Genomic DNA, 19,795 nt, shown 5'->3' with positions numbered 1-19,795 from the left:
GGCACTTTCACTGCCGTCGTCACGACGCCAGGCATGGGCAAAAACGCGCGACGCTCACCCCTTGATCAGATCGGCCCCCTTGGGCACGGTGAACTTGAAGTTATCTGCCGGCATGGGCGGGTTCTTCTGGATCTTGTCGAACGTCAGCAAGGTCACGTTACCGAACGCGTCGTAAAGCTCCATCGCGGCAAGATTGCCGTCGCGAAACCCGATGCCCACGCGCTGGAACTGCGTGTCCTGCGACTTGGGCTTCAACTCCACCCAGTCGATGCCGTTCTTCACGCCGGCATCCTTGAGCGAGAAATTCTTCTCGATGTCGTTGCTGCCGAACAGGATCGCGGCAGGGCTCGCGCCCAGCGACGCGCCGAGCTTGCGCTCGGTCACCTGATTCAGATCCTTGTCATAGATGTAGAGCGTCTCGCCGTCAGCCTGCAGCAACTGATCGTAGGGTTTGACGTAACGCCAGATGAAGCGGCCCGGACGCGAGAACTCGAAGGTCCCCGAGGCCGTGTTCGTCACCTTCATGGCGCCGTCCTGCTGGCCCTTGACCTGCTTCTGCTCGAACTCGCCACGCGCCGACTTGACCTGCGCCACAAACGCCTTGAGCTGCGCCGTGCCGCTCGCATACGCGGGCGCGACCAACGCGGCCAACGTCACACCGACGGCGCCCGCCACGAGCGGCAGGCTTCGCTTGAATCCCAGCATGTTGCTTATTCTCCTTCGCGATTGGGCACCAGAATTTCCCGGTTGCCGTTGCTCGCCATTGCCGACACCACGCCGGACTGTTCCATCTGTTCGAGCAGACGCGCCGCGCGGTTGTAGCCGATGCGCAGATGCCGCTGTACCAGCGAGATCGACGCACGGCGCTGCTTGAGCACCACGGCAACGGCCTGATCGTATAGCGGATCGGACTCGCCGCCGCCCTCGCCAGTTCCGCCACCCGCGCCGTCGACACCACCATCTTCGCCTTCGGCAGCACCATCCAGAATGCCTTCGACGTAATTGGCTTCGCCTTGCTCCTTGAGCCGTTCGACCACACGATGCACTTCGTCATCGGCCACGAACGCCCCATGCACACGTAGCGGCAAGCCGGTGCCCGGCGGCATGTAGAGCATGTCGCCCATGCCGAGCAGCGTCTCGGCACCCTGCTGGTCGAGGATGGTGCGCGAATCGATCTTCGAGGAAACCTGGAACGCCACACGCGTGGGCACGTTCGCCTTGATCAGCCCCGTGATCACGTCGACCGACGGGCGCTGCGTCGCCAGAATCAGGTGAATACCCGCCGCACGCGCCTTCTGTGCGATACGGGCGATCAGCTCTTCGACCTTCTTGCCGACGACCATCATGAGGTCGGCCAGTTCGTCGATCACGACCACGATGTACGGCAGACGCTGCAACGGTTCCGGCGCGTCCGGCGTAAGCGAGAACGGATTCGGGATGTGTTCTTCGCGCTTGGCCGCGTCGTCGATCTTGTTGTTGTACCCGGCGAGATTGCGCACGCCGAGCTTGCTCATGAGCTTGTAGCGGCGCTCCATCTCGGCCACGACCCAGTTCAGCGCATGGCCTGCCTGACGCATGTCCGTGACCACCGGGCACAGCAGATGCTGAATCCCCTCGTACATGCTCATTTCGAGCATTTTCGGGTCGATCAGGATCAGGCGCACCTGCTCGGCCGTCGCCTTGTAGAGCAACGACAGGATCATGGCGTTGATCCCCACCGACTTGCCCGAACCGGTCGTACCCGCGACCAGCAAGTGCGGCATCTTCGCCAGGTCGGCCACGACAGGCTTGCCACCGATGTCCTTGCCGAGTGCCAGCGTCAGCAGCGACGGCGAATCGTTGTAGATCTCCGAGCCCAGAATCTCCGTCAGGCGCACCGTCTGGCGGCGCGGATTCGGCAACTCGAGCCCCATGAAATTCTTGCCCGGGATGGTTTCGACCACGCGGATCGACACCAGCGAGAGCGAACGCGCCAGGTCCTTCGCCAGATTCACGATCTGGCTGCCCTTCACGCCCGTGGCCGGTTCGATCTCGTAACGCGTGATGACCGGCCCCGGATAGGCAGCCACGACACTGACCTCGACACCGAAGTCCTTGAGCTTCTTCTCAATCAGACGCGAGGTGAACTCGAGCGTCTCGCCGGAAACGGTTTCCTGTGCGGCCGGCGCCGGATCGAGCAAGGCGAGCGGCGGCAGGATCGAGTCGGGCAGATCGGCGAACAGCGGCGCCTGCTTCTCCTTCTCCACGCGCTCGCTCTTGGGCACGACCTTGACCGGCGGCACGATCTGCACCGGCTCATGCACCTCGGCACGCACGCGGTTCTGCACGACGGCCCCCTCGCGTGCGATGGCCGCCTCCTCGCCCATACGACGGTCCTGACGCGCCTCGCGACGGCGGCGAATCACCGTGCCCGTATCGAGAATCAGCGCGCCGAGCTTCTCTGCCGCCGACAGCCACGAGAAATGGAACAGCAACGACAGCCCGAAGGCGAAGATGAGCAGCAGCGCGAGCGTGCCGCCCGTAAAGCCGAGCGCATGCTGGAAGAAGCCGCCGACGGTTTCGCCGATCACGCCGCCCGACGCGCGCGGCAGTTGCACCTTGAAGCGGTAAAGACGCAGCGATTCGATACCGGCGCTGGAGAGCAGCACCATCAGGGAAGAGACGATTTCCACCCAGCCGCCGCTGGCGAGACGTTCGCGCAGCGGGGGGGCTTCACGTCTGGCGGAAATCCGGCGATAGCCCGACACCACGCGCCGGCCGATGAAGACGACCAGCCAATAGGCGGACAGGCCGAGCGTGAGCAGCAGCATATCGGCCACCCAGGCGCCGACGCGCCCCGCCCAGTTGGCAATGCGCTCCACGTGCGCCGCATGCGTCCAGCTGGGGTCCAGACGGCTGTAGGAGAACAGCGCCATCAACAGGAACACCATCAGCGCGACCTGCGCCATCCAGCGGATTTCATGGAAAAGGTGCGTCACCCGATTGGGCAACGACGATCCGGCACCAGCAGAATAAGAAGATTTCGTCGTCATCAAGCCATGGGGTTGGGCGGGCAGACGGGCGGCCTGCCGCGCGGCAAGGCTCCATTGTAAACAACTATTACATTCGTTAATGCAGGAAAAGGTGACAAGCAGTAACGCCGGGCCTTCCCGGGCCGTTCGGTCACCCTTCGCCGAGAGCATGCCGCACGACGGTGCCTTGCATCCCGTGCATCTGCCCCCAAATTCGGAGTGTGTCCTGCCATCGCGGCCATTGTGCCGCTTTTCATGCGCGCGATGCGCCGGGCGTCCCGCCTGGGCTATCGCGACGATTGGCAGGCTCCATCAACGAAACGACGTCGGCCCTTTATAATGTCGGTTTGCGCCAGTCCCGATGCCGCGTTCGAGCGACCGGGGCCGGCGCCAGCCCCTACCCCCTTTCCGGTGAGTCCGTCCATGTCCGTCGCCAAGCACGCAAAAGTCCTGATTCTCGGTTCCGGCCCCGCCGGCTACAGCGCCGCCGTCTACGCCGCGCGCGCCAACCTCAACCCCGTCCTGATCACGGGGATAGCCCAGGGCGGTCAGTTGATGACCACCACGGACGTCGAGAACTGGCCCGGCGACCCGACCGGTGTGCAAGGCCCCGAACTGATGGCCCGCATGCAGGCGCACGCCGAGCACTTCAACACCGAGATGATCTTCGATCACATCCATACGGTGCACCTGAACGAGCGCCCGCTGCGCCTGATCGGCGACGCCGGCGAGTACACGGCCGACGCCCTGATCATCGCCACCGGCGCCTCGGCGCAGTACCTCGGCCTGCCGTCCGAAGATGCCTTCTCGGGCCGCGGTGTCTCGGCCTGCGCCACGTGCGACGGTTTCTTCTACAAGGGCAAGGAAGTGTGCGTGGTCGGCGGTGGTAACACGGCCGTCGAAGAAGCGCTCTACCTCTCCAATATCGCCAGCAAGGTCACCGTGATCCACCGCCGCGACAAGTTCCGCGCCGAGCCGATCCTGATCGACCGTCTGCTGGAGAAGGCCAAGCAGGGCGTGGTCGAACTCAAGTACGACCACGTGCTCGACGAAGTGACCGGCGACGACTCCGGCGTGACCGGCGTGCGCATCAAGAACGTGAAGACCGGCGCCCATGAAGACATCGGCCTGCACGGCGTGTTCATCGCCATCGGTCACAAGCCGAATACGGACATCTTCGAAGGCCAGGTGGAGATGAAGAACGGTTATATCGTCACGCACAGCGGCCTGAACGGCAACGCCACGGCCACGAGCGTGCCGGGCGTGTTCGCCGCGGGCGATGTGCAGGACCATATCTACCGTCAGGCCATCACCAGTGCCGGCACGGGCTGCATGGCCGCACTCGACGCCCAGCGTTACCTCGAAAACCTCGACCAGTAACGTACGCCGCGCCGTGTGGCGGCGCCCTCGTTGTGTGAATCTTCCGGACTTGTCCGATCCTTCATGCAGCGCGGGCGCCGTTGTCGTTTTGTCCGTCCGTCGCTAATCCGTCACTGACCTTGTTCGCACGACCATGAGCAAGAAGCCACCGAAACTCAGCCTCGGCGATCTCGCCAGCCTTCGCGAGTCGCTCGCCAAGGAAACCGCCGCGCGCGAAGCCGAGCGCGTGGCCGCCGCCAAACGTGCCGCCCAGGCCAAGCGCGATGCCAACGTGTTCCGCGACAGCATCGGCGACATCGCCCCGATCGCGGGCAAGGGCGCGACGAATCGCGTCGAGCATCCGCGTCGCCCACCCGAGCCGGTGGCACGCCAGACGCAGGAAGACGAAGCGGCCGTGCTCTTCGAATCGCTCTCGGACGAGTTCGACCCCGAAGCACTGCTCGATACCGACGACCGCCTGTCGTATCGCCGCCCCGGGATCAGTCAGGACGCCGTACTCAAGCTGCAACGCGGCGACTGGGTGGTGCAGGCGCAGATCGACCTGCACGGCATGCGTCGCGACGAGGCCCGCGAGTCGCTGTCCGCGTTCCTGCACGACGCCGTCAAGCGCGGCCTGCGCTGCGTGCGCGTGATTCACGGCAAGGGCCTCGGCTCGGTGAACCGCGAGCCCGTGCTCCGGGACAAGGTCCGCGGCTGGCTGGCGCAAAAGAACGAAGTGCTCGCCTGGGCACAGGCACAAGGACGCGACGGCGGGGGCGGTGCGCTGGTAGTATTGCTCCAGGCTGCACAGACGCGGTCGCCGCGCGGGTAAGCAACGCCGCGGATCACGACGTTTCACTCACAGGATTCGCCGATGATTCATGAGATGAGCGCCCAGTTGCATACGGTCCTGGCCATCATGGAGGCCATCGCCGTAATGTCCTGCGCCATCTCCGGCTTTGCCGAAGCCCGCAAGCAGCATCTCGACCCGGTCGGCGCGTTCGTGCTGGCCTTCGCTACCGCCTTCGGCGGCGGTACCTTGCGCGACGTACTGCTCGACCACCGCCCGTTCTACTGGGTGCAGCATCAGTGGTACACGGCCATCATTCTCGTGCTCTCCCTGTCTACCTCCGGTGTCATGAAGCTCGTCTCGCGTGTGGCGACCGAGCGTGTGCTGCTCATCACCGACGCCATCGGCCTGGGGTTCTTCAGCGCGTCCGGCACCTCGCTCGCCTTGCAGACCGACATGTCGGCGTTCATGTCCGTGATGATGGGCGTGATTACCGGCGTGGGCGGCGGCGTGGTGCGCGACATTCTCTGCAACGAAGTGCCGCTGGTACTGCGCGATACGCGCCCGTACGCCGTGTGTGCCTTCATCGGCGGATGGATCTACATTGCGCTGACCTACGCGGACCTCGATCCCCTATATACCCTGTCGATCAGCGCGCTGTCGGTCATTTTCGTTCGCCTGATCACGGTGGCATTCGACGTCCGCCTCAAGTCATGACCGGATCCCTCACGAAGTGACGTTGATCCGGCCGCGACATCGCCCGTAAACGCCAAAAGGGCGACGCCGCTTGCGCAGCCGTCGCCCTTCTCGATCCATCCAGGTCCCGCTTCCCCTGCCTCCCCCGCTTCCCCCGGCACCGCCTTCGCGCCCGCTGGCGCGTCGCGTCACCGGTCGGGGCCGGCCGTCAGACCGCCTGTTCGCCCTCTTCCCCGGTACGGATGCGGATCACGCGCTCCACGTCGGTCACGAAGATCTTGCCATCGCCGATCTTGCCGGTGCGCGCGGCGCCGAGCACGGCGTCGATGACCTGCTCGGCCTGCGCGGCGCTCACCACGACTTCGATCTTGATCTTCGGCAGAAAGTCGACCACGTACTCGGCGCCGCGATACAGCTCCGTGTGGCCCTTCTGGCGGCCGAAGCCCTTCACTTCCGTGACAGTCAGACCCGTCACGCCGACTTCGGCCAGCGCTTCACGCACTTCGTCGAGCTTGAAGGGTTTGATGATGGCAGTTACGCGTTTCATTGTCGCCTCGATATCTTGGTTGGATTGTTCTGTAAATTCGCCGGGCTATTGTACCGGGCCGGGGGCGGCACGCCGATGACAGCGCGCCACGCCCGACGCGGGCTCAGGCATGCGGGTCGTCGGGCACCGTATCGAGGTCCGCCAGCCACACCACCGACTCCGAATCGCTCGGCGCGCGCCAGTCGCCGCGAGGCGACAGCGAGCCGCCCGTGCCGACCTTCGGCGCGTTCGGAATGCACGAGCGCTTGAACTGGCTGGTGCGGAAGAACCGGTCGAGGAAGATCCGCAGATTCCGCTTGATCGCCACCAGGTCGTAGGCATGGCGCGCAAGATGGCCCTCGTCCGGCCAACGGCCGACGGACGCATCGTGCCACGCACTCCACGACAGGAACGCGACCTTGCGCGGCGCGTAGCCGAAGCGCAGCGTGTAGTAGAGGTTGAAGTCCTGCAACTCGTACGGCCCGATAAAGTGCTCCGTGCGCTGCTCGGGCGCGCCGTTGGCCTTGCCCGGCACCAGCTCCGGGCTGATCTCCGTCTCGAGAATATCGATGAGGACGTTGCGATGCGCCGCGCCCTTCGACGACTTCACGGCCTGGGCCGACGCCGCGCCGCCCAACTGCCCGGTCTCGGCCACCCAGCGCACCAGATGCATGATGAGCGTCTTCGGCACGCTGGCGTTCACGTTGTAGTGCGACATGTGATCGCCTACGCCGTACGTGCACCATCCAAGCGCCAGCTCGCTCAGGTCGCCGGTACCGATCACGATCGCGCCGAGATGGTTCGCCAGACGGAACAGATGATTGGTGCGCTCGCCCGCCTGCACGTTCTCGAACGTCACGTCGTAGACTTCCTCGCCGCGCGCGAACGGATGATCGAGGTCCTTGAGCATCTGCATGCAGCTCGGTCGGATGTCGATCTCTCGCGCCGTGCAACCGACCGCGTCCATCAATTCGCGCGCCTGACGCAGCGTGCGCTCGCTGGTCGCGAACCCCGGCATCGTGTACGCGAGGATATTGGTACGCGGCAGTCCGAGGCGATCCATCACCTTCGCACACACGAGCAGCGCATGCGTGGAATCGAGACCGCCGGACACGCCGATCACGACCTTCCGAATATTGGACGATGCCAGGCGCTGCATGAGCGCCTGCACCTGGATGTTGTAGACCTCGTGGCAGCGCTCGTCGCGACGTTGCGCATCGGCCGGCACGTAAGGGAAGCGGGGCACGACGCGTGCGAGCGGCAATTCGGTGTCGCGCGGGATCGTGACGTCGACCTTTACGGTGCGAAAGCGCGCGACCTCGTCGGCATGACGGCGCACGGATACGCCGAACGTCGTCTGATGCATGCGCTCGCGGGCGAGCCGCTCCAGATCGACGTCCGCGAAAATCAGATGCGACTCGCTCGCGAAACGGTCCGACTCGGCGAGCATGTCGCCGTTTTCGTAAATCAGGGCCTGACCGTCCCAGGCGAGATCGGTGGTCGACTCGCCCTGCCCGGCCGACGTGTACAGGTACGCCGCAAGACAGCGTGCCGACTGCTGACCGACCAGCTGATGACGATATGCCGACTTGCCCACCACGACGTTCGATGCCGACAGATTGACGAGGACCGTCGCGCCCGCCAGCGCCGCGAACGACGACGGCGGCACCGGCACCCAGACGTCCTCGCAGATCTCGATGTGGAAACGCAGCAACGGCTGGTCGGCGGCTTCAAAGATGAGCGAACCGAACGGCACGTCGTTGCCGAGCAGCGTGACGGTATCGACGCCGGCATCGTCCGCCGCGTTGAACTGACGCGCTTCGTAGAATTCGCTGTAGTTCGGGAGATAGGTCTTGGGCACCACGCCGTGGATGCGCCCGCGTGCGACCACGACCGCGCAATTGAACAGACGCTGCTGCACCCGCACCGGCATGCCGACGATCAGCGCCGCCCCCAACGCCTGGCTCGCGGCCACGATATCGGCCAGCGCAGCGTTGCACGCGTCGAGCAACGCACGTTGCTGGAACAGATCCTCGCAGCTGTAAGCGGGAATCCCCAATTCGGGGAACGCGACAAGCACCGCCCCGGCGGCGTCGGCTTCCCGGGCAAGCGCAATGGTCTGCTCGGCGTTATAGGCGGGATCGGCTACACGGCATTGCGGCACACCAACGGCCACACGCGCGAAATCGTGGTTATAGAGATTGAGGAATCGGTTGGTCATGTCGGCGGCTACCAGGCATCGCCCATGTGCCAGCCCGTCGCAGGCGGGGCGGCCTCGCTTGGCGCGCCCGCCCGGCGCGAGCGGCGGACGTGAGAACGCCAGTATATTACGCGAGGCCCCGTCTTGCCGGGGCCTGCGGCGCGGGACTCAGCGCGAACCGTCCGATGCCGGGCGTTTGAACGGTGTGTGCGCCTCAAGCTCGCCGATATGCTCGTCCATGGCGGTCGTCTCCGCGTCGAGAAATTCGGCGATGGCGTCGGCAAAGCGCGAATCCGCGATCCAATGCGCCGACCACGTAGGCGTAGGCAACAGCCCTCGCGACATCTTGTGCACGCCCTGCGCGCCGCCCTCGAAGCTGCGCAGCCCGTGGGCGATGCAGTATTCGATGCCCTGCGCGTAGCAGGTCTCGAAGTGCATGCCGGAGACGAAGTCCGTCGTGCCCCAGTAGCGGCCGTACATCGTGTCGCCACCGATCACGTTGAGCGCGCAGGCAAGCGGTTCGCCCTCGCGCTCGGCCATCACGAGCAGCAGCGCGTCGGGCATCGTGGCGTGCACCTGCCCGAAGAACCCCCGGCTCAGATACGGCGCATTCCAGTGCTCACGATAGGTGTTCTCGTAGCACTGGTAGAAGAAGTCGAGTGCGGCATCATCGATCTGTGCACCGCGCAGCCAACGGTAAGTCACCCCCGCCTCGCGAACGCGGCGCCGGTCCTGTTTGAGCTTCTTGCGCTTTTCCTGATTCATCTGCGCGAGGAAGTCGTCGAACGCGGCGAAGCCCGGATTCTCCCAATGGAACTGCACGCCCTCGCGCAACAGGTAGCCCGCCTCAGTCAGCGCGGCCAGATCGTCATCGTGGGTGAACAGCACGTGAATCGACGACAACTCGACCTGCCTTGCAAACGCAATCGCGCCGCGTGCGAGCGCAACACGGTCCGCATGGGTGCGCGCGAGCAGACGCGGTCCCGTCACCGGCGAGAAGGGCACGGCGCACAGCAGCTTCGGGTAGTAGTTCAGGCCGTGACGCGCAAACGCGTCGGCCCACGCGTGATCGAAGACATACTCGCCGCGCGAGTGCGATTTGACGTAGAGGGGCATGGCCCCCAGCAACGTTGCGCCGGCGAAGTCGTCTGACGGATCTCCCGCGTGCATGAGCAGATAGGCCGGCTGCCAGCCGGTGCGCTTGGCTGCGCATCCGCTCGTGTGCATCGCGTTCAGGAAGGCATGCTGCACGAAGGGATTGCCCTGCGCGAGCGCATTCCACGCGTCGGCCGGCACGTCTTCGATGGAATGTACGACACGAATGACTACGTCGCTGCTCACTGCTCACCTCGTCTGCGAATCTGCGGGTCGAACGCCACGCCCCTGGCGTGGATACCGCGTTGAAACCGAACTGGTTGCCATTGTCGCCGAACTTGACGGCGCTTTCAGACGGGCAACAAAAAACCCGGCGCGCAGCCGGGTTTTTCGATGTCGACGTGCGGCGTTTCGTACAACCATCACGAAACGTCGCGAAGCATCACTTCTTGGCGTTGGCCACGCCGTCGACGATTTCCTTGTGGGCGGCGTCGATGCCTTCCCAGCCTTCGACCTTGACCCACTTGCCCTTCTCGAGCGCCTTGTATTGCTCGAAGAAGTGCTTGATCTGGTCCTTGAGGTAACCCGGCACGTCGTCCATCGACTTCATGTGCGCCGTCATCGGGCAGATCTTGTCGACCGGCACGACCACCAGCTTGGCGTCCACGCCCGATTCGTCGGTCATGTTGAGCATGCCCAGCGCGCGGCAACGCACGACCGAGCCGGCCAGCAGCGGGAACGGGGTGACGACCAGCGCGTCGACGGGGTCGCCGTCGCCGGCGAGCGTCTGCGGAATGAAGCCATAGTTGGCCGGGTAACGCATGCCCGTGCCGATGAAGCGGTCAACGACCAGCAGGCCCAGATCCTTGTCGGCTTCGTACTTCACCGGGTCGCTTTGCGCCGGGATCTCGATGATGACGTTGAAATCGTTGGGGATGTCCTTACCGGCAGGCACGTGGTTGAAGCTCATGATGGCATTCCTGTGTATGAAAATGGGCGTGCCGCCGCGCGGCGCGCGCGCCCGCCAATCGGCCGGATGCCACGCCGCCCGACGGCAATCGGGCGCGGAACATTATAGCGGGTTTGCCCGATTTCCCGGCAGTGCCGGCAGCCGGGCCAGCCGCTGCGGCGTGAGTTCGTCCACGCTGGCGCACCCGAGCAGTTGCATCGTCGTCTGCAGCTCGCCGAGCAGCAGCGTCAGCACCCCGGCCGCACCGGAGCCGCCGCGCGCGGCCACGCCGTACAACGGCGCACGGCCAAGCAGCACCCCTTTGGCCCCGAGTGCCACGGCCTTGGCCACGTCGGCCCCGCGCCGTACGCCGCCGTCGACGAACACCGCCATGGCGGGACCACCTGCGCCGACCGCCTCGATAATCGGCACCAGCGCCTCGAGCGGCGCCAGCGTGCTGCCCAGTTGCCGCCCGCCGTGGTTCGACACGACGATGCCGTCTGCGCCGTGCGCCTGCGCCAGTCGCGCATCATCCACGGTCTGAATGCCTTTGACGAGCACCTCGCCCGGCCAGTGACGTCGCACCCACGCGAGGTCGTCCCAACTGAGCGAAAGATCCATCTGCCGGCTGAGCATCGCGGCGTGACGCGCCAGATCGGCGCGCTCACCCACGCTCTTCGCAATGTTGCGCAACTGCGGCGCGCCGTGGGAGAGCATCTGCCAGGTCCAGTGCGGATGCCGCAGACAATCGCCCACGAGACGCGGCGTGAAGCGCAGCGGCAGCTTGAAGCCGTTGCGCACGTCGTGATCGCGCTTGCCGTGCACCGGCGTGTCGACCGTGAGCAACAGCGTGCGAAAGCCCGCTTCGCGCGCGCGGCGCATCATGCTCTCGGCAATCCGGCGATCCTGCTGCACGTACAGTTGCAGCCAGAGTTCGCCATCGGGCACCGCCGCACGCACGTCTTCGAGCAACGACGTCGATGCCGTCGACAGCACGAACGGCAGCCCCGCGTCGGCGGCGGCGCGCGCAAGCAACTCGTCGGCGCGCGGCCAGAACAGGCCGTTCAGGCCCGTCGGCCCGACCACCATCGGCGCGGCCGAGTGGCGTCCCCAGAACGTGGTGACACTCGAACATTGCGACGTGTCGGTCATCACGCGCGGCGAAAAGCCCCATTGCGCGAACGCTTCGCGATTGCGTCGCAACGCGTCGCCGTCCTCGGCCCCGCCCTCCAGATAATCGAACGCCAGCTTCGTCAGCCGTTGCCGGGCGGCCCGGCGGTAATCCTCCACGCAGGAAAACGCGTGCATTGCTCCCCCTATCCCGATGTCTGCGCATGTCCGTGCCGCCCGTTCCACTGGTTCCGCTGGTCCCACTGGTTCCGCGCCTCGTTGCCGGGGCAAAGTTCACGACCTGGGCACAAACAATTGCATTACAATCAAAATCATTACAATCCGAACATACCTACGCACCCCATGCCGCGCCAATCCGCCCGGTCGTCCCACGCGGTCGAAGACACCGCAGTCCCCACTTCCGGCGACGTCCCGGCCGCCGCGCCGCGTTCGTCGCTCTTCGTCGGTTCGACGGAGAAGACCTTTCAGGTGCTGCACGCCTTCGACGGCCCGGCGCGTTACATGACGCTCGGCGACATTGCCAAGGCCGCGGACCTCGACCGCAGCGCGACCCAACGCCTCGTGCATACGCTCGAAGCGCTCGGCTATCTCTACCGCGTGCCCGAGACCCGCACCTATGGCCTCACGACCAAGGTGTTGCAGTTCTCGTACAACTACATTCGTGCGAACGAGCTGGTCGACAAGGCGTCGCCCTATCTCCTCGACATCAGTCGTCGCGTGGGCGAGACGACCAACCTGCAAGAGCTGGACGGCCACGAGATCGTGTTTGTCGCGCGCTTTCCCGGCCAGCATCTGGTGAACATCGATATCGTGGTCGGCGCGCGGCTGCCCGCGCTGTTCACGGCGTCGGGCATCGCGATCCTGTCGCGCCTGCCCGATACCCGCGTGCGCGAGATCCTCGCGAGCGCGCCGCTCGAACCGATGACGCCCTACACGCTCACCGACCAGAAGAAGCTCGTCGACCGAATCCAGACCACGGCACGACGCGGCTACGCCATCATCGAGAACGAGACGGTGATGGGCGACATCTCGGTCGCCGCGCCGATCACCGACCACGACGGTCACGCCGTGGCCGCCATCAACATCTCCGTGCCGACCTCGCGCTGGACACGCGAGCGCGCCGAGGCCGAACTCGCCCCGCATATCCAGGTCGCCGCGACCTCGATTTCGAAGTCGCGACTGTCGACGTTCCGCCGCTGAAGTCTTCGTCGAGTCGATGGCCGGTCCGGACACGGATTCGGCCGATCCGCCCGTGGCAAGTCAGCGCATCAGGCGCCCGCCGCCCGAACCGCCGGGCGGCAGCCCCCCATCACCGTCCTTCGAAAATCGCCAGTTGACGGGTCAGTTCCGTGCGCAGTTCGGCCGACAGCGCCGCCGCGGGCGGCACGAGCGGTGCGAGCATGGACGGGGCGTCGACGCCGATCAGATCCATCACCGACTTCATCGGCCCGGGGTTCGTCTCGGCAAACGCCAGGTTCATCAGCGGAATCAGCGAGCGATGCAGTTCCAGCGCTTGCGCCGTCTTGCCTTCCGAGGCCAGCGCGAAGATGCGTTGCCATGCCGTGGGCAGCAGCGACGCCGTCACCACGATCCCGCCACGCGCACCGGCCGCCACATGCAGCGGGAACAACGTGTCTTCCCCGCTGAGCACCGCAAACGACTCGTCAACGCCCGCCACGGTGCGCAGGAAGTGCCACATGTCGGTGTTGCACGCCTTCATGCCGATGATGTTCTCGTGACGCGAAAGCTCGTGCAGCACTTCCGGCGCAATCGCAATGCGCGTGCGATACGGAATCTCGTAGATCAGGATCGGCAGCGGCGACTCGTCGGCGTAGCGCAGGAAGTAGTCACGAATGCCTGCCTGCGTCGGGTTGGTGTAGTACGGCGTGAGCACGAGCAGGCCGTCGGCACCGGCGGCAGCGAAATCGCGGCCGGCTTCGATGGCGTCGTGATAGCCCGGGTCGAGCACGCCGGCGATCACCGGCACGTCGCGGCCGTGCTCGCGCACCTCCTGTGCGGTGAGTTCGGCCATGCGCACGCGCTCGGCGCGCGAGAGCGCCCCGTATTCGCCGGTGCCGCCGAGCGGCACCACACCGTCGATGCCTTGCTTCAGGAGATAACGCAGCAGCGCGCGCGCGGCGTCGGCGTGAATCGTGTCGTCGGCATTCACCGGCGTGGGAATCGCCGGCAGGATGCCCTTGAGTTGTGCAGAGCGAAGCATGAGTTAAACGTCCGTGGTTCGTGAGTTCGAAAGCATCGGAAGATGCACGGGTTGTGAAGTGCGCTTCACCATCAGGTCGCGAGGCTGCGTCGGCGCAAGCGCTCGGCCACCCAGATGAGTGCGGCGATGAAAAGGAACAGGCACGTGGAGACGGCGGCGATCACCGGCGAGATCTGCATCGTGATCTCGTCCCAGAACTGCTTGGGGAGCGTGGTCGACAGCCCGCCCGAGGTGAACAGCGCAATCGTGAGTTCGTCGAACGACGTGGCGAACGCGAACAGGAACGACGACAGCAGGCCCGCGCCGAGAATCGGGAAGGTCACGCGCCGCAGCGTCGCCCACGGGCGCGCCCCCAGGCTGTACGCCGCCAGATCGAGTCGCGTGTCGTAGTTGCGAAGCACCGCCATCATGGTGATGACGACATACGGTACGGCCACGACGGTGTGCGCGAGCGTGAGCCCGACGCTCGAACCAACCAGCCCGATCCTGGCGAAGAAATAGAACACGCCGACCGCCAGAATCATGCGCGGCACGACAATCGGTGCGAGCACGAAGGCGAGCATCGCCGACTTGCCGCGCATGCCGCCACGCACCAGCAGGAAGGCGGCGGGCGTGCCGATGAGCATCGACAACAGACCGGCGCCAATACCGACGAGCATGGAGCGTGTCACGGCCTGCATCCACAGCGGCGAATCCCAGATCTGCTGATACCACTGCAGCGAGAAACCCTTCGGCGGCCATGCCAGTCCCGAAGCCGAGTCGAACGACATCGGAATCATCAGCAGCGCCGGCGCCGCCAGGAACACCACCAGCAGGAAGACGACTACCCGCAGCGCCAGACCGTCGCCCGGCTCGCTGCCCGCGCCCTTGCGGCGCGGCATCGCGCGCAACAGCAGATCGGTGGCCGTGCCCAGCGTGGCGAGTACGGTTTCGCCGAGCGCGCGACTCCAGCCGCCACGACGCTTGCCGGTCTTCACGTCGCCCGCGCCGCCGGCCATCGTCGAGAGTCCGACCATGCGGTCGTAGACGAAGAACACCACCAGCACCACGGCCAGCAGCAACACCGAGATCGCGCCCGCAAAGCCCCAGTTCAGGGCCTGCATCACCTGATCGATGATGAGCTGCGTAATCATCGTTTCGTGACGTCCGCCAAGCAGCGTCGGCGTAATGAAGAAGCCGATGGACGTGACGAACACCATCAACGCACCGGCCGCCACACCCGGCAGCGACAGCGGGAAATAGACGCGCCAGAACACCGTGCCCGGCCGCGCACCCAGCGTCGACGCCGCGCTCGGCAGACGCCGATCGATGTTTTCCATGACGGAGAGCATCGTGAGTACGGCCAGTGGCATTAGGGCATGCACCATGCCGAGCACCACGGCGGGGAAGCTGTAGAGCAGCGAGAGCGGCGCATCGATCAGGCCGAGATCGAGCAACGTGCGATTGACCACACCGTTCCGCCCGAGCAGCACGACCCAGGCGAAGGTGCGCACGAGAAAGCTCGTCCAGAACGAGAGCAACAGCCAGAACAGCAGCCGTTGCTTGCGTGCACCGGTCAACGTCGAGAGACGATAGGCGATCGGATACCCGGTCAGCACCGCGAAGACGGTCGTATAGAGCGAGATCTTGAGTGTGATGAGCAACACCTCGACATACACCGACGAGGCAAACAATCGCTGGTATTCGACGAGCGTGAAGCCCGCTTCGCCGCGAATGCTGAGCAACAGCAACTGGCCGACCGGATAGATCAGCATGACCGCCAGCAGCACGACGATGGGCGCGGCCATGAGCAGCGGGCGCACACGCGCACGCCAGCGCGCGCGACGCGGCACCGGCTGGGCGGGTTGGGAGGAAGACGGGCGAACCACGGCGGAGGCACTCATCGCTTACCCCGCGATCGCAACGGCGTCGTCGGCGCGCCACGCGAGGCCGAGCGTCTGCCCGATCTCGAAACGGTTGCCCTGGCGATGCGTCGGGAACGCCGCCACGAGCGACTTGCCCGCGTCGCTGCCCGTGACCGGCGATTGCAGATACAGCTTGGTCATGCCGCCCGTGACCATGATGTCGGTGAGCTTCGCCGAGATCGTCGCCACGCCGTCGGCGGCCGGCTCGCCGTCGTGCACGTGCAGGTTCTGCGGACGCAGCATCAGCTTGACCGTTCGGCCGCGCTCGACCTGCGGGTCGTAAACCATCGCCCCGGCCCCGCTCGCACCCTGCGCGAACTCGACGCCGGGCATCGCCACCCGCACCTGATCGCCGGCGCGCTCCAGCACGGTGGCGTCGAGCAGATTGGACTCGCCGAGGAAGTCGGCCACGAACACGCTCTTCGGACGGAAGTACAGATCGTCCGGCGTGCCCAACTGCGCGATTTCGCCCGCGTTCATCAGGCAGATGCGATCGGACATCGTCATCGCTTCTTCCTGATCGTGCGTCACGTAGACGATGGTGGTGCCCAGCTCGCGGTGAATGCGCTTGATCTCGAGCTGCATGTGATCGCGCAGCTTCTTGTCGAGCGCGCCGAGCGGCTCGTCCATCAGAATGATCGATGGCCGGTAGACCATGCAGCGCGCGAGCGCGATGCGCTGCTGCTGACCGCCCGAAAGCTCGCGCGGATAGCGCTCCGCCACATGCGGCAGATGCACCATTTCCAGCGCGTTCATGACCATCTTGCGAGCGGCCTGTGCGTCGGTGCGACGCATCTGCAACGGGAAGGCAATGTTCTCCGCCACGGTCATGTGCGGGAACAGCGCGTAGTTCTGGAACACCATACCGATGTCGCGCTCGTACGGCGCACCGTACGTGACATCGGTCCCGTTGATGCGGATCGCGCCCGCATCGGGCTGCGACAGACCGGCGATGAGCGAGAGCAAGGTGGTCTTGCCCGAGCCGCTGGGGCCGAGCAAGGTCAGGAATTCGCCCTGGGCGACATCGAGGTCGGTCGGTGCCAGCGCGACGAAATCGCCGTAGCGCTTGGACAGGCCCGAGACTTGGAGATTGGCAATGGTCATGAGATCAGCACCCCATCAAACATGAAACAAAACGGCAGGTGAGGATCAGGTCAGGATCCAGCGATTGAAGCGTTCGAGCGCGGCGCTCTGGTTCTGTTGCCAGAACTGCGCGTTGATGTGCACGCCGCTCTTCATGTTGTCCGGGAAGGTCGGGCAGTTCCTGGCGATCTCCGGCTTCACGTAATTGAACGCCTCGGGCTGCGTCATGCCAGCCGGGAAGTACTTCACCAGTTCCGCCTGACGCTTCGGATCGCTCGCGAACTTGATGAACTCGCGGCACGCGGCGGCATTCGGCGTGCCCTTGAGGATCGACCAGTTGTCGCAGCCCCAGACGTTCTGGTTCCACACGATTTCCACCGGCACGCCGTTGGCCTGCGCCGACTGGGCGCGCGAGGCCCATGTGGCGACCATGTCCACTTCGCCCGAACCGAGCATCTGCTCGACCTGCGCGCCCGTGGTCCACCACACGGCGACTTGCTTGGCGATCTTGTCCAGGCTCTTGAACGCGCGGTCGAAGTCGCACGGATACACCGACCCCGGTGCTACACCGTCGGCCAGCAGCGCTTCCTCGATGGTGTCGAACGGATACTTGCGAATCGAGCGACGCCCCGGGAAGTCCTTCACGTTCCACAGGTCGGCCCACGACGACGGCGCCTTGCGGCCCTTGAACGCATCGGTGCGATACGCCAGCACCGTCGAATAGACGTTGGTGCCCACGCCGAACGGCGACATGTACTGCTTCGGAATCTTGGCGATGGTCGGGTCAGATTCAAGACCGTGACGCTCCAGATACTCCTTGCCGCCGGACGTCAGCAGCAGGATCGCCGGCTGGCTGATCTTGGCCATGTCCCACGTGTAGCTGCCCGCTTCGACCATGCTCTTGATCTGTGCCGTGGGCTCCGCGTTGGCCTGCACGCCGACCACCTCGATGCCCGTCGCCTTGGCGAACGGCTTGTAGTACACGGCGTCGTAGGCCTTGGTGTAGATGCCGCCGTCGTCGCGCACCACGATGCGCTTGGATGCGGCGCGCGAGGGCGTCCAGACGAACGGGAACGCCACGGCCGTGGCGCCGAGCAGCGCCGTCTTCATGGCCGTGCGGCGGCCCGGTTGTGCGAGCGTCGCGCCGTGCTCAGTGGTCGTGTCGAGTGCGTGGCTGGGGCTTGCGGAGGTCTTGCGTTTCATCATGGTCTCCGGTCTTCACTGGGAGGGTGGGCGCGGCGACGGATCTCTGTGACGACATAGCCGCCGCGCGCGCAGTTAGGGCAAAACAAACGGCAAAACTGGGTGGGCGCGTGATCGCGCGGTGAAGCGGCTCAGGGAACGAGGCGCCCCGGGTTGAGTAATTGCGCGGGATCGAGCGCCGCCTTCACGCGACGCATGAGCGCAAGCTCTGCCGGCGACTTGTAGCGCGCCATGAGCGGCAGCCCCGTCTGACCGACGCCGTGCTCGGCGCTGAACGTGCCCGACAGGCGCGCAGCCACGTCGTTCACGCACGCGCGCATCGCGTCGCCCATCGACGCGCTGTCGGCCAGCGCCGCCCAGTCGTCGAACGAGAACATCGGAATAAAGTGCACGTTGCCGTCGCCCATGTGGCCGACGACTGCGATATCGAGACCGGGCACGATCGCGTGCACGGCGCGCGTTGCCGCTTCGATGAATTCGGGCACGCTCGAGACCGGCACGGCGCAGTCGGTCGTCAGGCCGATCGCCGCCTTCTTGTTCGCTTCGCTCACGCTGTGACGCACTTCCCACAGATCGGCGCGCTGCGTCTCGTTCGCGGCGACGACCGCGTCCTGCACGAGCCCCCGCTCGATCGCTTCGCCCAGCGTTTCGGTCAGCACCGCTTCGAGCCCTTCGGCGTCGCGCGTGTCGCCCAACTCGACGAGCACATGCCAGTCGTGCGCGCCCGTGAGCGGATTACGGCGATTCGGCACGTTCGCGAGCACCAGTTCGAGCTGGTGTCGATTCATGATTTCGAAGGCCGACAAACGCGAGCCGCACACGTTCTGGAACATCCCCAGAATCTGCTGGGCCGCAGACGGATCGCGTGGCGCGAACCAGGCAAGCGCGTGATGCGTGGGCAGCGGGTGCAGCTTGAGTGCCGCGGCCGTGATGATGCCCAGCGTGCCCTCCGCACCGATGAACAGATGCTTGAGATCGATGCCGGTGTTGTCCTTGCGCAGTGCGCGCAGGCCGTCCCACACGGTGCCGTCGGCCAACACCACTTCGAGGCCGAGCACGTTCTCGCGGGTGTTGCCATAGCGCAGCACGCTCGTACCGCCGGCGTTCGTCGAGAGCGTGCCGCCGATCTGGCACGAGCCCTCGGCGCCGAGACTGACCGGGTACAGACGCCCGGCTTCGGCAGCCGCATCCTGCACGGTTTTCAGAATGCACCCAGCTTCGACGACCATCGATCCGTTGGCCGCGTCGAGGTGCCGGATGCTGCGCATGCGCGCCAGATTGAGAATGACCGGCGCCGGACCTGCAGCCGGTGGCACCGCGCCGCCACACAGGCTCGTATTGCCCCCTTGCGGCAGGATCGGCACGCCAGCAGCCGCGCACAACTTCACGACTTCGCTGACCTGCAACGTCGACGACGGCAGCGCCACACACAAGGCCTCGCCGCGGTAACGGCCACGCCAGTCTTCCGTGTAACCGGCAGTGTCAAGCGCGTCGCCGAGCACACCGTGCGCACCGAGTACGTCCTGCAACCGGGAAATCAGCGTGTCGCGCGTGACTGCATCGTTCATTGCCTGCCTGCTCCTGAATGACCTGGAAGTGCCCGAAACTGCCCTGAACGCGCCGGACG

Annotated in this window: 16 protein-coding genes; 4 read left to right on the top strand and 12 right to left on the bottom strand. The window is 65.4% G+C overall.

The features are described from left to right. Positions 1-54: 54 nt before the first annotated feature. Entirely contained in the window at positions 55-705 is a 651-nt protein-coding gene (gene lolA, locus ABWO90_RS03090) for an outer membrane lipoprotein chaperone LolA (RefSeq protein WP_353189733.1), read from the bottom strand. Between the two features lie 5 nt (positions 706-710). Next, positions 711-3,032: a DNA translocase FtsK gene (locus ABWO90_RS03085; RefSeq protein ID WP_353189732.1), complete on the bottom strand. Its 2,322-nt coding sequence runs from the start codon at positions 3,030-3,032 to the stop codon at positions 711-713. A 402-nt stretch (positions 3,033-3,434) separates the two neighbouring features. Between ABWO90_RS03085 and trxB the strand changes: the two genes are divergently transcribed. The 3 genes from trxB to ABWO90_RS03070 all read left to right on the top strand — a co-directional run bounded on the left by trxB (position 3,435) and on the right by ABWO90_RS03070 (position 5,877). After that, positions 3,435-4,391: a thioredoxin-disulfide reductase gene (gene trxB / locus ABWO90_RS03080; protein WP_353189731.1), complete on the top strand. Its 957-nt coding sequence runs from the start codon at positions 3,435-3,437 to the stop codon at positions 4,389-4,391. Positions 4,392-4,524: 133 nt separating this feature from the next. After that, positions 4,525-5,202 (top strand): Smr/MutS family protein, encoded by a 678-nt coding sequence (locus ABWO90_RS03075; protein WP_353189730.1) that lies wholly within the window; start codon positions 4,525-4,527, stop codon positions 5,200-5,202. Between the two features lie 54 nt (positions 5,203-5,256). After that, on the top strand, positions 5,257-5,877 hold the full coding sequence (locus ABWO90_RS03070; RefSeq protein WP_502922535.1) for a trimeric intracellular cation channel family protein: 621 nt from the start codon (positions 5,257-5,259) through the stop codon (positions 5,875-5,877). A 187-nt stretch (positions 5,878-6,064) separates the two neighbouring features. On the opposite strand, the gene ABWO90_RS03065 is transcribed toward ABWO90_RS03070, so the two are convergent. The 5 genes from ABWO90_RS03065 to ABWO90_RS03045 all read right to left on the bottom strand — a co-directional run bounded on the left by ABWO90_RS03065 (position 6,065) and on the right by ABWO90_RS03045 (position 11,934). Beyond that, entirely contained in the window at positions 6,065-6,403 is a 339-nt protein-coding gene (locus ABWO90_RS03065) for a P-II family nitrogen regulator (RefSeq protein ID WP_010805431.1), read from the bottom strand. A 103-nt stretch (positions 6,404-6,506) separates the two neighbouring features. Continuing rightward, positions 6,507-8,603: an NAD(+) synthase gene (locus ABWO90_RS03060; RefSeq protein ID WP_353189728.1), complete on the bottom strand. Its 2,097-nt coding sequence runs from the start codon at positions 8,601-8,603 to the stop codon at positions 6,507-6,509. 147 nt (positions 8,604-8,750) lie between these two features. Continuing rightward, entirely contained in the window at positions 8,751-9,923 is a 1,173-nt protein-coding gene (locus ABWO90_RS03055) for a GNAT family N-acetyltransferase (protein WP_353189727.1), read from the bottom strand. A gap of 196 nt (positions 9,924-10,119) precedes the next feature. Beyond that, positions 10,120-10,647 (bottom strand): inorganic diphosphatase, encoded by a 528-nt coding sequence (ppa, locus tag ABWO90_RS03050; RefSeq protein WP_353189726.1) that lies wholly within the window; start codon positions 10,645-10,647, stop codon positions 10,120-10,122. Positions 10,648-10,749: 102 nt separating this feature from the next. Beyond that, on the bottom strand, positions 10,750-11,934 hold the full coding sequence (locus ABWO90_RS03045) for an alpha-hydroxy acid oxidase (protein ID WP_353189725.1): 1,185 nt from the start codon (positions 11,932-11,934) through the stop codon (positions 10,750-10,752). Positions 11,935-12,099: 165 nt separating this feature from the next. On the opposite strand from ABWO90_RS03045, the gene ABWO90_RS03040 reads away from it, so the two are divergent. After that, positions 12,100-12,957 (top strand): IclR family transcriptional regulator, encoded by an 858-nt coding sequence (locus tag ABWO90_RS03040; protein WP_353189724.1) that lies wholly within the window; start codon positions 12,100-12,102, stop codon positions 12,955-12,957. A 109-nt stretch (positions 12,958-13,066) separates the two neighbouring features. Here the strand turns inward: ABWO90_RS03040 and dapA are convergent, their stop codons facing one another. From dapA to ABWO90_RS03015, 5 genes are all read right to left on the bottom strand, one after another. Beyond that, the gene (dapA, locus tag ABWO90_RS03035) at positions 13,067-13,978 is read right to left on the bottom strand and encodes a 4-hydroxy-tetrahydrodipicolinate synthase (protein ID WP_353189723.1); all 912 of its coding nucleotides are present in this window, start codon (positions 13,976-13,978) and stop codon (positions 13,067-13,069) included. Between the two features lie 71 nt (positions 13,979-14,049). Further along, positions 14,050-15,765 carry an ABC transporter permease subunit gene (locus ABWO90_RS03030; RefSeq protein ID WP_353189926.1) on the bottom strand — a complete coding sequence of 572 codons (1,716 nt, stop codon included), beginning with the start codon at positions 15,763-15,765 and terminating at the stop codon, positions 14,050-14,052. Between the two features lie 99 nt (positions 15,766-15,864). After that, positions 15,865-16,986, bottom strand: a complete 1,122-nt coding sequence (locus ABWO90_RS03025; RefSeq protein ID WP_353189722.1) for an ABC transporter ATP-binding protein — start codon at positions 16,984-16,986, stop codon at positions 15,865-15,867. Positions 16,987-17,031: 45 nt separating this feature from the next. Then, positions 17,032-18,075: an ABC transporter substrate-binding protein gene (locus tag ABWO90_RS03020; RefSeq protein ID WP_353189925.1), complete on the bottom strand. Its 1,044-nt coding sequence runs from the start codon at positions 18,073-18,075 to the stop codon at positions 17,032-17,034. 224 nt (positions 18,076-18,299) lie between these two features. Continuing rightward, on the bottom strand, positions 18,300-19,736 hold the full coding sequence (locus ABWO90_RS03015; protein WP_353189721.1) for an FAD-binding oxidoreductase: 1,437 nt from the start codon (positions 19,734-19,736) through the stop codon (positions 18,300-18,302). Between the last annotated feature and the right edge of the window lie 59 nt (positions 19,737-19,795).

It is taken from the genome of Pandoraea pnomenusa, assembly GCF_040391475.1.
In the GTDB taxonomy this organism is placed as follows: Bacteria; Pseudomonadota; Gammaproteobacteria; order Burkholderiales; family Burkholderiaceae; genus Pandoraea; species Pandoraea pnomenusa_C.
Note: the sequence above shows the minus strand (reverse complement) of the source record. Positions and strands in the feature narration are given on the sequence as shown.